The sequence below is a fragment of the Desulfitobacterium dehalogenans ATCC 51507 genome, from assembly GCF_000243155.2.
Classification (GTDB): Bacteria; Bacillota; Desulfitobacteriia; order Desulfitobacteriales; family Desulfitobacteriaceae; genus Desulfitobacterium; species Desulfitobacterium dehalogenans.
On sequence record NC_018017.1, the window covers coordinates 779,805 to 794,766 of the forward strand.

The following is a 14,962-nucleotide window of genomic DNA, read 5'->3' on the forward strand; positions in this document are numbered from 1 at the left end:
TACTTTTTGAAGTTTTAAGCTAAGAATCATTTGTATTGAGAAATTATACCTGATCCCAAGCTAAATTTAGGACTCTCTTAGCATTAGCGATCACCAATTCAGGGTCTTCGTCCCCATATGGTTTGACTTCCAGGCTGACAATCGGCCGATTTTCCTTGTTAAGGAATCCAATGTCCAGGAGGACGCGGAGGTATTCCACAAGTTCATCCACATCATTTTCACTGCCAGGGAAGCCAAATCTCGGATGTTCATCTCCATAGACTGGAGAGAGTTTGTCTTTGACAAGAGCATTACCCATGTGAGCATGGATAATATAGTCTTTTACAGGGATCAGAGATTCAGCCGGTGTTTCCCGGAGTTGAGGCAGGTGGCTTAAGTCTACCATTAAGCCGAAATTGTCATATTCCTGGCGAATTTCCTTAACATATCGTTGGGTGAGTGCCACAGGTCCAATCAGAGAGCATTTGTCAACATCATAGTCAAATACTTCAATAGCGACCTTCATAGTTCCCTTGGATTTGGCATAGGCACATATTTCCTTGGTAGAGCGGATCAATGCCTGATAGGCCTCTTCCTTTTTAGATTCTTCATATTTTCCGCTGAGGAAGGCGAAATCCTTGGCGCCCATTTCATAGGCTTCATCAACACCTTCCTTTACATTGGCCAGGGCTCGTAATCTTTCTTCCTCATTGAGGGAGTTGATATTCTGCTTGGTGATCAAGAGCCGGGGCATCCCCGCATAAGAAAACTCCATATGGGAGGTCTCAATAATCTGCTTGGCTTTTTTCCTAACGATGGGGTCCTTAATCCAGGTCATTTCGACTACTTCAAAGTAGTCATCGAGAGCAATTCTTCTCAAAGTTTCCAGGATGGGCCCTTCTCCTTTGCCGGTGCGGGGATAAGCCATAAAATGAACGAGACCTACCTTCATATATTTACGAAAGGATTCATTCATTGGGCATCCTCCTTAGACTTTAGTCCACTGGGAAGGTTTCGATGGGTACTGGGGCAGAAAAAGCAATCACCACAAGAGGTTCATCTCCGGTGTTCTTTATGCCATGGGCTTCTCCTTTAAGGTTGGGGATGATCGTACCCGCTTTCATAGGTAAAGAGACTCCTTTACCCCCTAGGAATTCTCCTTCTCCCTGGACGACGACCCAAATATCATCCGTATTAGGGTGTTGGTGAGCAGGGACGGAATCTCCAGGCTGTAAATTGATTACGGCTGTATTGGTGCACTCGCTTTCATAGAGTACAGTCTTTTTTACGTTCTTACTTAATATTTCTGTGATTTTGGTGAACTTCATGACTTATACCTCCCTTCAATTGAGCATTTTCAGTTAAGCTTTTGATCCATCTCCTCAAAAGACTTGTGGCTCATCTTTAGAATAAAGAGTTTTTCTAAGGGAGTAAAATAACCATTTAGAATATTGCGTATTCAATGGGAGAATAAAGAGTGCGAATAAGTAGAGCGAATGAATAGTGTGGAAATTAGGAAAAGTCAGAGCTTATTCAGTTCGTAAATAGACTGTATTCAGAATAGGTATTTTACTTAAAGGCGTGGGGTATCTACAATGAAAGCACAAAAAGCGTATGAAAACGCAATTCAGTAAGGAGGAAGAAACATGGCTATTATGAGATCAGTACTCTTTGTTGCAGGAAATGATAAGGAGGCTCTGGATGAGGCCTTAACCTATGAGGCGGATGCACTTATTTTAGATCTGGAGGATTTGGTACCACCTCAGGAAAAATCAAGAGCACGCAGAATGGTGCGTGCGAATATCAAGCACGCGGGCTCTCAAGGTGCTGAGGCGTGGGTTCGAGTGAATGCCTGGGAAACGAATATGACTGATGATGATCTGGAAGCTGCAGTATGTGAAGGTCTTACAGGAATCAATCTCACCAAGGTTGCCGGTGCCGGCGACGTACAGCGTTTGGCCTGGAGACTTGAGGAGCTGGAACGGAAGAATGGTCTGGAAGTAGGAAGCATAAAGATCTGCCTGCTTATAGAGACCGCCATCGGTGTCATCAACGCCTATGAGTCTTGTGCTGCCAGCCCTCGTGTTACTGCGGCAATTTTCGGAGCGGTAGATTTTACCCGTGATATGCAGGTTAAGCTGACCCCTGAAGCAAAAGAGCAGCAGTTCGCTCGGGGTTATGTTGCTGTTGCGGCTCGTGCTGCCGGTATTATAGCTCTTGATGCGCCCTTCCTCAATTACACTGACAAAGAAGGATATGCGCGCAACATAGCGGAAGGGCGCCAATTGGGGTATAAAGGACGGATGATTGTTCATCCCAGCCTTGTGGAAGCCGCTAATCGTCTCTATTCTCCTGACCCGGAAGATGTACAATGGGCCAGAGAGATTAAGAAGGTTTTCGAAGAAGAGGCTATTGCTAAAGGAAAAGCAGCAATCGTCTATAAGGATAAGCTGGTGGATACTCCTGTTTATAGCAATGCTCTCGACATTCTTGCGAATCAAGCTGAGATTGATGCTAAGCTTGGGAAAAAGTAAACAGATAAAGGAAGTGTTTTAAATGTCTTTAAGAGAGAATGCGCTGAAACTCCATGCTGATCATCATGGCAAAATCAAGATCGCTCTTAAAGTTCCCTGCCGTGATTACAATGATTTGAGCTTAGCTTACTCCCCGGGAGTGGCTGAACCCTGTCTGGAAATTGCTAAAAATCCTGAATTGGTTAACACTTACACCAATCGGGCTAATTGTGTGGCCGTGGTTTCCAATGGTACCGCTGTTCTTGGTCTTGGAGATATTGGTGCCCGTGCGGCTATGCCTGTAATGGAAGGGAAATCTCTTCTATTCAAGAATTTTGCTGGGGTAGATTCCTTTCCCATTTGTTTGGACACAAAGGATATGGATAAGATTGTCGAAGTGGTCAAATTACTGGAGCCTACTTTTGGAGGCATCAATTTAGAAGATATTAAAGCACCTGAATGCTTTGAAATCGAAGAGAAATTGAAAGCAGTGTATGATGGTCCTGTTTTCCATGATGACCAGCATGGAACGGCTGTCGTGACCTTGGCGGCTATGATCAATGCTCTGAAGATTGTTAAGAAGGACCTGAAGGATGTTAAGATCGTAACAAGTGGAGCCGGTGCGGCAGGGATGGCCATCGTTAAGCTGTTGATGGATTGCGGTCTCCAAAATATAATTATGTGCGATACCAAAGGAACGATTTATGAGGGACGCACCGAAGGCATGAATAAATATAAGGCGGAAATCGCTTTAAAGACGAATCGTTCTAAGGTTAAGGGCAGCCTTGCGGAAGCGTTGAAGGGCGCTGACGTATTTATCGGAATTTCCGTAGGAAATACAGTAACACAAGAAATGATCCGGTCCATGGCCAAAGATGCAATTGTCTTTGCTCAGGCTAATCCTGTTCCGGAAATCATGCCTGAAAAGGCTAAGGAAGCGGGCGCTGCTGTAGTAGGAACCGGCCGTTCCGACTATCCCAACCAAATCAACAATATTCTCTCTTTCCCCGGAATTTTCCGCGGGACCTTTGACACCGAAGCGAGAGAAATCAATGGGCCAATGAAAATTGCCGCTGCGGAAGCAATCGCTTCCATTGTCAGCCCTGAGGAGCTCAATGCAGAGTATATCATTCCGAAAGCTTTCGACCATCGGGTGGCTCCCGCTGTAGCTGCGGCTGTAGCCAAAGCAGCCATGGAGAGCGGTGTGGCCAAAAAGAAGGTCGATCCAGAGCAGGTTGCTCTGAATTTAATCAGCTTACTTGCCCAAGAAGGCAAATAAGATTTAGATTCCTCCTAAATAGTTAAGCAAAGAAACAGCCCCAGCCATGGCTGTTTCTTTGTTAACTATTCAGAATGTACAAGAAGCAGGAATAGAATCGGAATTTTGAATTGAAATCGGAGTTGAGAGTAGTGAGCTTTGGCAGGTTATTAACTGCGATGGTTACGCCAATGAATAAAGAGCTGGAAGTGGATTATCAAGCGGCGGCCGATTTGGCGCAGTACTTGGTAAGACATGGCTCAGATGGAATCGTTGTGGCAAGCACAACTGGAGAATCCCCTACCTTAGCAGATGAAGAGAAGCTTGAATTATTTAGGGTTGTAAAAAAAGCGGTCGGATCAAAGGCCAAAGTCATCGCAAGTGTAGGGAGCAATTCAACACAGGAAAGTGTCGGAATGGCTCTTCGCACCTTAGAGACGGAGGTCGATGGTCTAATTGCCGTCGTGCCTTATTACAATAAACCTTCACAGGAAGGGTTATACCGCCATTTTCGCGGGATCGCGGAAGTATCTTCTCATCCGCTCATGATGTATAATGTGCCGGGGAGGACTTCTGCGAATCTTTTGCCTGAAACCGTTCTGCGTTTAAGCTGTGTCCCCAACATCACAGCACTTAAAGAGGCTTCAGGATCAATGGATCAAGTGAGCGAATTGAAGCGAATATTACCTGATGAATTTGAAATCTTTAGCGGGGATGATTCCCTGACTCTCCCCATGCTGGCACTGGGGTGTAATGGGGTCGTTGGTGTAGGATCCCACATTGTTGGGAATGAGATGAAGCTGATGATCGATGCTTGGATTTCCGGAGATATTGAAACAGCACGCTGGTGGCACTTAAAGCTGATGCCAATTTTTAAAGGAGTTTTTATTACGGCCAATCCTGTTCCGATCAAATATTTACTCAATCAGATGGGGATTGAAGTAGGGAGTGTACGGCCGCCCCTGGTTGAAACGACACCGGCAGAAGAAAAAGTGTTAAATGAAATACTTAGCGGGTGGAAGCTAAGGTGAAGATGTGGCAAAAAGGGAGCTGTTGCACTACGAACAAAATAGTTCGCGGTACAACAGCTCCTTTTGATTGAGCAAGGTCCATATAGTTCTAACCTAAAGCTCCCAATATACGACTTGACGCCGTTATCTTTTGTTAAGGGGAATATATTTTTGACGGGGTACCACGCTCTTATAAGCAGGGCGAATGATCTTTCCGCCATTGACGATTTCTTCGATCCGATGAGCACTCCAACCGGCGATGCGGGAGAGCGCAAAAATAGGAGTGAACATTTCCAGAGGGAGATTGAGCATTTGATACACGAAACCTGAATAGAAGTCTACATTGGCACTGACTCCTTTATAAATCTTCGTGTGCTTAGCAATGATCTGGGGAGCCAGTTCTTCTACTTTAGCATAAAGATTGAATTCGTTATCCAGACCCTTTTCAGCGGCGAGTTTCGAAGCATAGTGCTTCAGAACTACGGCTCTGGGGTCGGAGATGGAGTAGACCGCGTGACCGACTCCATAGATCAATCCGGAGCGGTCAAAGGCATCCTTGAGAAGAATTTTGTCAAGGTAGGCGCTGAGTTCATCCTCATCCTGCCAATCGGAGACCTTTTCTTTGATATCCTGGAACATTTGAATAACTTTATGGTTGGCACCGCCATGCTTTGGTCCTCGTAAGGAGCCCAATGCTGATGCTATGGCTGAATAAGTATCCGTTCCGGTGGAGGTAACCACATGAGTGACAAAGGAGGAGTTATTTCCCCCGCCATGTTCCGCATGAAGGACTAAGGCCAGATCCAGAAGCTTAGCTTCCAGCTCCGTATATTTGTGGTTTGGGCGCAGCATATAAAGAATATTTTCAGCCAGACTTAATTCAGGTTGAGGGCTATGAATAACCAAGCTTTTGTTCCCGTGATAATGGGTATAGGCTTGATAACAATAAACAGCAAGGGCAGGGAAGGCAGCAATCAGGCGGATGCATTGTTTGAGTACGTTTCTTATGGAAGTATCATCGGGATTGGAGTCATAGCAATAGAAGCCCAAGACACTGCGGGCCATTCCATTCATGATGTCTTTACTAGGTACATTGAGGATCATATCTTTGGCAAAATTATCAGGGAGTTTTTGATAGATGTCGAGAAGACTATGAAAATCAAAGAGCTCCTGCTTGTTCGGTAATTTGCCAAAGAGAAGAAGATAGGCTGTCTCCTCAAATCCAAAACGGTTATCCTCCATAAAGCCCCGAGCAAGATCCGTAATATCATAGCCCCGATAAATAAGCCGGCCGGGTACGGGAACCATTTCCCCTTCATCGATAATATAAGAATGAACTTCACCGATCTCGGTTAAGCCCACCAACACACCTCTACCGTCTAAATCGCGAAGTCCGCGCTTAACTTCATACTTCTGGTAAAGTTCCGGGTCAATGGGACCTTTCTTTACAGTAAGTCCACTGAGTTCATCCAGCATACTTTCTTCAAAATTTTTGAGGTCAACATTTTCCATAGCAACAACTCCTCTTTATGTTTTTAATCGTATATTCTTTTGGTGTGACAGGCTTACTTTTAAGCTGTATAGCCTGCTGAAAGCAAGAGATTACTTGCAGACAACTTTATATACATTATGAGTTGTCAGTGGGAATTAGTCAAGTAAATTCTTGTTATAAAGCATCTCAGAAGAACACTAATATTATATATGATATCTGAAGGAAAAATAAGAAGGTGCACGGTATATGAAATGTATACATTAATCGCTACCTGTCATTTTACTCTTAGTATTACTTTACTGCTTTATTTTGATGCTGCTTTGAGTATCTGGAAGCAAGCTTTACAGGATATTTTTTTCTTGTTGTGATGTTTATCCATTTGTTTGTTTAATCATTGACGAAAAGCGTCCTCACTCGCTATTGCAGCAAGGGAGGACGCTCATGTAATTCGATTCTCAAGATCCGGTTAAACACATCGTCAAGATAAGATAAACGATCATCAGGTATTTGGTTAATTAAATCGTGAAGCCTTTCCCGGGAGATATTCATGTCTGCCACCTCATCTTAATCGCTCTATGGGTTATTCTATAGTATTGTTCGACAAGAAGTGAGATGCTCTTTATAGTCACTTAAGATTCTTTTGCCAGATGCCATTTATACCCTTCCCGGACATCGGTCACTACTCCATAGAGTTCCTTCATGGTGGACATTCTTCTTTTGCGATCAAACTTGGAAATGAACCTGAAATAACGGGGAACCGGAGTAGCCTTCATAAGGGTTCGGGCATATTCACTGTAAAACTGTTTAAGTGGCAGGGCAGTGGGCAATACCGTATGCATGAAATCAAAGAATTTGGGATCATGAGTCAGAAGCCGGTCCTTGTTCTGTTCGTAAAGTGCTGTTCCCGGTAAAGGGGTAAGGATGGAGAGGGCGGCATAAGAAATATTGAGTTTACGGGTATAAGCAATCAGTTGATCGAATTCTTGGCGGGTAAAGGAAGGATCAATGATAAAGGAACCATAGATATCGATGTTAAGGTCATTAAGAATCTTTACTGCCTCTTCTTGTTGTGCCACTGTAATGTTTTTATTAAGGCCTTGCAAGTGCTCATCGGAAAAGCTCTCAAAGCCGACGAAGACTTGGATTAAGCCGATGTTTTTCCATTTGGCAAATAGTTCAGGATGTTTCACAATGGTATCAACCCGGCCATAGAGGAAATATTTTTTGCGTATGCCTGCTACCTGGATCAGATCGGCCAGTTGATCCATTCTTCTTGTGTCACACATGGATTCATCATCACAGAAAAAAACAATTTCTTCTTGGATCCCATGCAATTCCGCAACGATCCGTTCCGGGTTTCGCTGCAGATATTTTCCGTTGGTTATTGACCATAGGGCGCAAAAATTGCACCGTCCGAAACATCCCAAAGAAGTCCGGATCGAGGCGATGGGTTTCATCCAGTCACTAAAATAATGGTTGCGGTAACGGGCGGTCAAGGAACGGTCGGGAAAGGGCAGATCATCCAGATTTGTATAGGGACGCTCAGCGGTAAAGGACATGATGGAGCCTGGTATGGCCAAGCCCGGTATATCTCCCAAGGGGAGCTGAGATTCTTTATGCTTCAGAACCTGGCGCAGGGTAAAGACCCCTTCCCCGATAACGATTAAGTCGATAGCCTGGTCGTTGTAGTCGGCAGGTTTTACAGTGGCGTGATGACCGCCAACGATGATAAACACATCTGGATTAATCTCCTTGAAGTGAGCAGCAATTGCTTTAACAATGTTTAGATGGTTAGTATATCCTGTTATACCCACAATATCTGGTTGAAAGGAGTAAAAGGCCCTTTCAAAATCCGGTTCCAGGCGGGCATCAAGGAGAAGTACCTCATGACCATCTTCCTTCAAACCCGCACCAAGGTATTCCAATCCGAGAGGCTCATACATATATACTTTGTCCATAAAGACTGTGCTGCTGGGAGGCTGGATCAATAGTACTTTCAATTGCTTTTACCTCATTTCGCTTTTGTTTTCAGCACCATTCATAAAGAGATCAACCATTGCCGCGAGATGTTTTTCAGGGTTCCAAGAATCTCCCTCAAGGATCCAGACCATAAATTCCATGACATACATAATCTCAAGATGCTTGGCCAAGTATTCTGTCGGCAGATCTTGGCGTAATTCACCCGCTTCCTGACCGTAGCGAATGATTTGGGCAAGAACCTGATCCATACCGCTGTTCTGATAAGCCTCTGGCTGTAACATAGATTGAAACTGGTGAACAAAGTAGATTTGAAGGAGTTCACGGTATTGGAGGTTCCATTCAAACTGCCCACGAAAATATTCATAAATTTTTGAGCGGGTAGTCGGTAGTTTTGCCAAAAAGTCCAAAACCTGATCCACAAATTGATGACTCATGTCTTGAAAGAACTCGGCCACAATAAGCTCTTTAGAGGGGAAGTAATTGTAGAGTGTCACTTTCGAAATGTCCACAGCCTCCGCTATTTGCTCCATGGTCGTGGCATCGTAGCCTTGGGTTTGGAAAAACTGAATAGCTGTAGTAAGGATACTTTGCTTTGTCTCTTCTTTTTTTCGTTCTCGCCGATTTAAGGTACTGTTCTTACTCATCATGACCTCCTTAGGGTTTTGTATTGGCTCCGATAGAGACAATAAGCTTACTTAGTAAAAATATGAACTGAACATAAAAGTTAACCAAGTTAATTTTTATGTTCTAAGTATAAAACATAATTTGTCAGATGTAAACTCTCTAAAGAAGATGCCACTTCCTACACAAAAACGCAGCTCATTTTGAGCCGCGTTTTTGTGTAGGAAGTGGTTATCTATAATGTTCGCTGTTTGAATAAGGATTAATCTTCATCATCCTTTTGTTCTTTTACTTTATCCACGATTTCCGGAACCATATCCAGGAGCTTTTCTAAACCACCGGCTTTTTTAATGGGAAGGAGCTCAACTTGATCACCTTTGATGACCAGGATTGCGGTGGCATGGATTTTAGCCCCTGCGCCGGCACCGCTGCCGGTTCCGTCGTTACCTTTCTCATCTTTACCACCGCCGCCGCCTGTTCCAAGACCGAAAGTAATGTCAATAAAGGGAATAATAGTAGTTTCGCCCACTTTAATAGGATCTCCAACCACGGTCTTGGACTTTAGAAAGCTTTCCAGTTTTTCAAAAATCGTATCGATGTTTTCTTTTGTGTTAATTGACATATTGAGGACCTCCTTTAGATTTCTTTGGTTTTTTAAAGAGCTTGGGAATGTATATACTTCTAACTGGTTTAGAGAGCAGGAACCCTAGAATCATAAAGAGGAGAGAGGGAACCCAAACTCGGCCACCAATTAAAAATTTTCCTTCAAGGACTTCTTCATCGAACACCGGTTGCACATGAAGATCATGTTTATGAATCAAGAAATGAAACTGACTGAGCAGACCATAAAGCAAGCCGGTCATCATGGGATCGCTGAATCCCACTTTGGCAGAAACAAAGAGGGTATGGGGCTGAAAGTGCTTAAGTAGTTTGACCAGAGTTGAGAGAGCCTCCTTTAGGATGTCCGGCCTTAAAAACTCTTTAAATGAAGATTTCTTTCCCTTGCCCTTATGACTGGATTTGCTCTTTGCAGCGTGATCAACTCCTTTGCTATACTTGTCTTTCTCGGACTTCCCGATAGGAGGGAGTCCTTCTTTCTCTGACTTACTGGGAGGAGTCTTTGGTTCAAAGGTATGTTCAATCCATCGAAAAACAGCGAGATTGATTCTGAACCTTCCAGGAAAAGTGCGGCTAAAATCAATCTTTATTCCTCCAAAGAGCCAGGTGATGGAGCCTTCCAATAGACTTTGCTCATATTTTTCTCCGGCTATACGATAGCGGTAGGGAATGATTAATAGGGCCAAAACTATGATGAGGATCGCTAAGAGGAGGTAACCAAGGGCTTGTAAAAGAAAACCAAGTATGGATAAGAACAATAAATCACCTCCAAGGCCTACTACTTAGCTTTGAGCAACTTAGTGCTCTTGAGCAGACCTTTTGATACCAATTTAAGAGCTGATGGGGTGGCTTTTAAACTTTCTTTAGCGAGGTTATTGCTTGCTTTAACACCGGGTACATAATCGAGGAACCTGCTGGCCGATCTTATATTTTTACGCTGGATTTCCACAAGGGCAGTGAAAGAACTCTGAGAAGAAGGCTCAGAGACTTGCTCAAGGAGGATGCCTTTAAGCTGATCCAGCTCAGGAGGAAGTTCAATTTCATAAGTAGATTTATCGCTGAGATCCCAGAAAAGAAGCTTCAGCTCATTGAGCTCCTTTCGGCATTCCGGACAGATCTTAAGGTGTTCATCCACAAAGAGCTTTTCTATGGGATCAAGAGTATCGTCCAGCAGATCCTGAAGCAGTAGCTTATCCAGTTTACATGTCATCATTTTATCTCTCCCATAATCCGTCTTTGCTTAAACACGTCTTAAGATTTTTTCGCCCTCGATATAAATAGGTCTTTACTGTTCCTAAAGGAACTCCCATAATTTTGGCAATTTCCTCATACTTCATACCCTTCATATGCCTTAGGATAATAGCCATGCGTTCTTCAGAAGGAAGGGCATGAATGGCCTTGACCAGGGTCTCCTTTGTATCCAGGTATAGAGTCGCTTCCTCGGTCCGATTGCTGGAAGGAAGTAGCTCTTGAATTTCATGACCATTTTCATTATGTTGGTTTAAGGATAAGGCGTCCTTTTTATCCCTTAGGTAGTTTAAACATTTATTGACCGTAATCCGTTTAATCCAAGGGAGCATAGAAAAGCTGTCATCGAAGCGATCCAAGGATTTAAAGATGGACAGAAAAACATCTTGGGTTAAATCGAGAGCATCTTCCTTGTTTCCGGCATAATGGTAAGCAATTGTATAGATATACTTCTTATACCGATCGTAGAGAAGCTCCAACCCTTGATTTTTATCCTTCTTATAAAGTTTCAGGAGGGTTGCATCTGAAGAGTCCAAAGCTCGGATCATCCTTCTATGTTTATAGTTTTTGCCTCACTTAATTAATACACAATAAATCCAATAAAGTTTTGCTAAATAAGATATTTTTTAAAAAAGTTTTTAATACGGGAACCTTTTCCTTCTCATAATCATCTATCAGGTGTCTGGACAAATAAGCAAGACTGAGGTGATAAGAGATTTGGAAAGGGTGGGAAACGAGGGGGTACCCCATGTGCTTACGAAAACCGTCTTTAATCGTAGCTTAAGTAGAACGGCAAGTGAAGAAAAAGAGAGATTTTGTACCTACATAGATAATCACAAATTAAATATGTTTCGGCTGGCCAAGAGCATTGTCCATAATGACGCAGATGCAGAAGATGTGACCAGTGAAGCGATCTTGAAGGCTTATAGGAATTTGAGCGATCTGCGATCCTTTGCCAGTTTTAAGCCCTGGATTATGAAGATTGTCATCAATGAAGCCTATTCTTTAGCCAATAAGCGCAAGAAAGTCATATACTTAGAAGAACTTGAGGTTCCCGAAGAGAGTTCGGAAAGCATGATTAATGAATCAGGAGAGCTATGGACTGCCGTGAAAAAACTGGATGAGGAGTTCCGCACCATAACCGTGCTTTTTTATTATGAGGATATGAGTATCAAGGATATTAGTAAAACGTTAAGCTTGCCCACAGGCACGGTGAAATCGCGTTTGGCCAGGGCAAGACAAAAATTAAAAGTGTTGTTAGTGAATGAAGGGGGCATGGAATAAATGGAACATCATGACTTTGACCAATTCATAAAAAACAAAGCAAAAGGTGAACCGATTAACGTCCCCAGAGGATTTTCGGAAAGGATGGATTCTTTAATGGCTAATTTACCCGAGAAGACACAGGGAGTAAGAAGATTACCCAAGAAGATGTTTCTTGTTGTAGCGGGTTTTATAGTATTTGCTTCGATGTCGGTGGTTGCTTCCCCTCTCGTAGGTGAGATGAGCAGCGGCGTGATCAGCTATTTTAATGCCCCGCGGGATTTCAAATATCTCTCCCAGCAAGCGGTCTATGAGCAGTATAACAGTCAAGTCGGAGTCTCTGCCAGTGACCAGGGAATTAAGGTGACGGTGGATAATCTGGCGGTTGATGATAATTATATTAGTGTTTTCTATACAGCCGAGAGTGAAGAGCCTATCCAACTATTAGGCGACGAAGAGACTATAGAGCAGTGGCGCATCAATTGGACAGCCCCTCATTTCTGGTTTAAAGAGAATGGGCGTTATATTGAACCTCCTGCCCAAAATGAAATCGATGCTTATCTGGAAGATCCTTATACTCTGAAAGGTATGCAACGATTTGCTGTGGTGGGGCTTTTAGAGGATACTATGAATCTTGAGATCTACACTGAAGAGATTTTTGGTAAAGAAGGGCGCTGGCATATTCCTTTAAGTGTGGACAAAAGCAGTGTTGCCGTGGAAAGCTTAACGGTTGCCCCCAAGATGAAGGCTAAGGTGACCACTGGCTGGAATGGGGAATATAAGCATGATATTACCATCGAAAAGGTATCCATCTCTCCCTTTGGCAATCAAATTGTGCTTAGTGAAAGAGCAGAAAATACCTTCTCACAGTTTGCTCTTCGAGATGAGCAGGGCCGGTATCTGACGGTCATTCCTACGGCTACCTATGGAGGCAATTTCTTCATAAAGGTCACCAACAACTTTGAGTTTATCGGAGGCAGAACGGATATGAAGGAGCTGACTCTTATTCCCATAGTTAGCGGAAGTGAGGAGGATGGCTTACCTGCACCGAAGCTGCGGACTGCAGAAATCGGCAGTTATCCGATTGCTATGCCGGAGAGTGAACTGGGTGGCTTTGTGATGGAAGGGCTGGAGCTTACCCCGGAAAAAGCGGTAGCTACTTTCCATCAGGAGGGAGCAGTGGGGATTAGTTATCCTGATTTGATACTGCTGGATGAAAACGGTGAGAGTTTGGATTTTGCAGCGTTTCATGATGACAGCTATGACCGGGAAACCGGGAAAATCACCATTACCCTTACCTTTAAGGATGTCAGCGGCGAAGAGATTATCGCTAAGGCAAAAAAGGTTGGATATTATGCTCGACCGATGAAGCTTAATGAGGATGAAGCAGTTACGATTAAACTAGCAGAATAGATATGAAGCACTCATGAGTAAGATGCTCATACTCTATGAATTTATGTGAGGAAAAAGGATAGGGAAGTATAATAAAGAAAGCTCGGGAAAATTCTTTTTTAAGGATTTCTTCCCGGGCTTTAGTCATTTGGAGATTGCATATTCAAGATTAATTATGAAGGGAGCAATTAAGCTTATTTATTTTACTGGGTGCAGTGCTTTACGACTTCTTCCCAGGAGAGGTAAATGCGGGTGATATCTTCTTCGATTAAGTTAATCCCGGATTGAACTTCGATGAGCTCTAAATCAGTGATGGCCTTCAGACCATGTTTTGTTCCGCCCGGAATATGAAGGACATCCCCTGATTTCACCGGATAGATCTTGTCATCGCAGGCAAACAGTCCGTTCCCACTGGTAACGGTCCATACCTCAGTACGCATGCCATGAACTTGGTAACTTAAACACTTATCATGGTGAAGATGAAGTTTCTTGGTTAGAACTTCATAACCATCCAGCGATTTTGAGTGATCGAGGACATAATACCAACCCCAGCGCCTCTCTTCATACCTAGGGCGGTTTTGATAAGCACCGGTAAAGTCTTTCAGGCGGGGGCTTGAGTCCTTATCAGCCACAAGGATGCCATCGGGGCCGGCAGCTACCACTATATCAGAGGTCCCCAAGGTGAGAATGGGGATATCGAGTTCATTGATTATGTGGGTATTTACCGAATCCGGACTTGTTCTCCCCTTACCTATGGTCTGAGGCAAGATAGCGGTTAAGGTCTTCCATGTACCAAGGTCTAACCAGTTTCCTTCATATTTTACGGCAATGATTTGAGAGGAATTTTCCAATACTTCATAATCAAAGCTCGTCTTTGGCAGGGAAGAATAACAATATCGCAGGTCTTCGTATTGAGTCGGGAAGTTATGGCTATTTAACCAGTTCAGAATAAAACCTAACTTAAAAGCAAAAACTCCACTATTCCATAAAGCCCCTTCTTTGATTATTTTTTCTGCTACTTCAGGTTGAGGTTTTTCCACAAAACGCTCTATTCTTAAAAAGTCAGGGTCCGCCGCTTCTGAGGAGGGAACCATATACCCAAAAGAAGAGGAAGGTGATGTGGGTGCGATCCCAATCAATCCGACTTCCCCGTGTTCTTCAGTCAATAATCGGGCAAGTTCTCTATAGTTATCGAAAAAGTTTTCTTCGACATAGGTATCGATGGGAGCAACGATGACGACCTCATCTTCATTAAGGTCTTCCTGAGTATGCAGGTAAGAGCAGGCAAGAGCAATAGCGGGAAAAGTATCCCGTTGTTCAGGTTCGCAAACGAATTTGATGTCGGGGCAAAGCTGAGAGGTCAGATTATCAGTCTGAGATTCACAGCAGGCAATAAGTGTTGATGAGGTCAATCCCTTGGCGTGAAGCTGCCGCCATACCCGTTGGGCCATGGATTCGGTCTGACCATCTTGATTTTGGAGAATCTTGACGAATTGTTTGGGACGTGCTTGATTGGAAATGGGCCAAAGTCTTTTTCCCGCTCCACCGGAAAGCAAAATGAGTTGCATAACGATCTCCCCAGATCTAC

The 14,962-nt window shown here is 43.6% G+C and carries 16 protein-coding genes; 5 read left to right on the forward strand and 11 right to left on the reverse strand.

Annotated elements, in window-relative coordinates; translation table 11 throughout:
* Positions 1-43: 43 nt before the first annotated feature.
* Together DESDE_RS03680 and DESDE_RS03685 are read right to left on the reverse strand one after the other, a co-directional pair.
* On the reverse strand, positions 44-955 hold the full coding sequence (locus DESDE_RS03680; RefSeq protein ID WP_014792695.1) for a sugar phosphate isomerase/epimerase family protein: 912 nt from the start codon (positions 953-955) through the stop codon (positions 44-46).
* A gap of 19 nt (positions 956-974) precedes the next feature.
* On the reverse strand, positions 975-1,307 hold the full coding sequence (locus DESDE_RS03685) for a cupin domain-containing protein (RefSeq protein ID WP_014792696.1): 333 nt from the start codon (positions 1,305-1,307) through the stop codon (positions 975-977).
* 318 nt (positions 1,308-1,625) lie between these two features.
* Between DESDE_RS03685 and DESDE_RS03690 the strand changes: the two genes are divergently transcribed.
* From DESDE_RS03690 to dapA, 3 genes are all read left to right on the forward strand, one after another.
* A complete protein-coding gene (locus tag DESDE_RS03690) occupies positions 1,626-2,513 on the forward strand; it encodes an HpcH/HpaI aldolase/citrate lyase family protein (protein WP_014792697.1) in 888 nt (295 codons plus the stop codon).
* 22 nt (positions 2,514-2,535) lie between these two features.
* The gene (locus DESDE_RS03695; RefSeq protein ID WP_014792698.1) at positions 2,536-3,771 is read left to right on the forward strand and encodes an NAD(P)-dependent malic enzyme; all 1,236 of its coding nucleotides are present in this window, start codon (positions 2,536-2,538) and stop codon (positions 3,769-3,771) included.
* Positions 3,772-3,902: 131 nt separating this feature from the next.
* Positions 3,903-4,781: a 4-hydroxy-tetrahydrodipicolinate synthase gene (gene dapA / locus DESDE_RS03700; protein ID WP_014792699.1), complete on the forward strand. Its 879-nt coding sequence runs from the start codon at positions 3,903-3,905 to the stop codon at positions 4,779-4,781.
* Positions 4,782-4,904: 123 nt separating this feature from the next.
* On the opposite strand, the gene DESDE_RS03705 is transcribed toward dapA, so the two are convergent.
* From DESDE_RS03705 to DESDE_RS03735, 8 genes are all read right to left on the reverse strand, one after another.
* Entirely contained in the window at positions 4,905-6,272 is a 1,368-nt protein-coding gene (locus DESDE_RS03705; protein WP_014792700.1) for a citrate/2-methylcitrate synthase, read from the reverse strand.
* Between the two features lie 397 nt (positions 6,273-6,669).
* Positions 6,670-6,810, reverse strand: coding sequence for a hypothetical protein (locus DESDE_RS22245; RefSeq protein ID WP_207636040.1), 141 nt, complete (start codon positions 6,808-6,810; stop codon positions 6,670-6,672).
* Positions 6,811-6,881: 71 nt separating this feature from the next.
* On the reverse strand, positions 6,882-8,252 hold the full coding sequence (locus DESDE_RS03710; protein WP_014792702.1) for a B12-binding domain-containing radical SAM protein: 1,371 nt from the start codon (positions 8,250-8,252) through the stop codon (positions 6,882-6,884).
* 6 nt (positions 8,253-8,258) lie between these two features.
* On the reverse strand, positions 8,259-8,876 hold the full coding sequence (locus tag DESDE_RS03715; protein WP_014792703.1) for a TetR/AcrR family transcriptional regulator: 618 nt from the start codon (positions 8,874-8,876) through the stop codon (positions 8,259-8,261).
* A 239-nt stretch (positions 8,877-9,115) separates the two neighbouring features.
* Positions 9,116-9,475 carry a GerW family sporulation protein gene (locus DESDE_RS03720; protein ID WP_014792704.1) on the reverse strand — a complete coding sequence of 120 codons (360 nt, stop codon included), beginning with the start codon at positions 9,473-9,475 and terminating at the stop codon, positions 9,116-9,118.
* Positions 9,465-10,229, reverse strand: a complete 765-nt coding sequence (locus DESDE_RS03725) for a DUF2953 domain-containing protein (protein WP_014792705.1) — start codon at positions 10,227-10,229, stop codon at positions 9,465-9,467. Before DESDE_RS03725 ends, DESDE_RS03720 begins: the two co-directional genes overlap by 11 nt.
* Positions 10,230-10,249: 20 nt before the next feature.
* On the reverse strand, positions 10,250-10,684 hold the full coding sequence (locus DESDE_RS03730; protein WP_041917203.1) for a zf-HC2 domain-containing protein: 435 nt from the start codon (positions 10,682-10,684) through the stop codon (positions 10,250-10,252).
* 1 nt (position 10,685) lies between these two features.
* Positions 10,686-11,267: an RNA polymerase sigma factor gene (locus DESDE_RS03735; protein WP_172637580.1), complete on the reverse strand. Its 582-nt coding sequence runs from the start codon at positions 11,265-11,267 to the stop codon at positions 10,686-10,688.
* 202 nt (positions 11,268-11,469) lie between these two features.
* On the opposite strand from DESDE_RS03735, the gene DESDE_RS03740 reads away from it, so the two are divergent.
* Positions 11,470-12,003 carry an RNA polymerase sigma factor gene (locus DESDE_RS03740; RefSeq protein ID WP_014792708.1) on the forward strand — a complete coding sequence of 178 codons (534 nt, stop codon included), beginning with the start codon at positions 11,470-11,472 and terminating at the stop codon, positions 12,001-12,003.
* A complete protein-coding gene (locus DESDE_RS03745) occupies positions 12,004-13,395 on the forward strand; it encodes a DUF4179 domain-containing protein (RefSeq protein ID WP_014792709.1) in 1,392 nt (463 codons plus the stop codon).
* 182 nt (positions 13,396-13,577) lie between these two features.
* Here the strand turns inward: DESDE_RS03745 and DESDE_RS03750 are convergent, their stop codons facing one another.
* A complete protein-coding gene (locus tag DESDE_RS03750) occupies positions 13,578-14,942 on the reverse strand; it encodes a sugar phosphate nucleotidyltransferase (RefSeq protein WP_014792710.1) in 1,365 nt (454 codons plus the stop codon).
* Between the last annotated feature and the right edge of the window lie 20 nt (positions 14,943-14,962).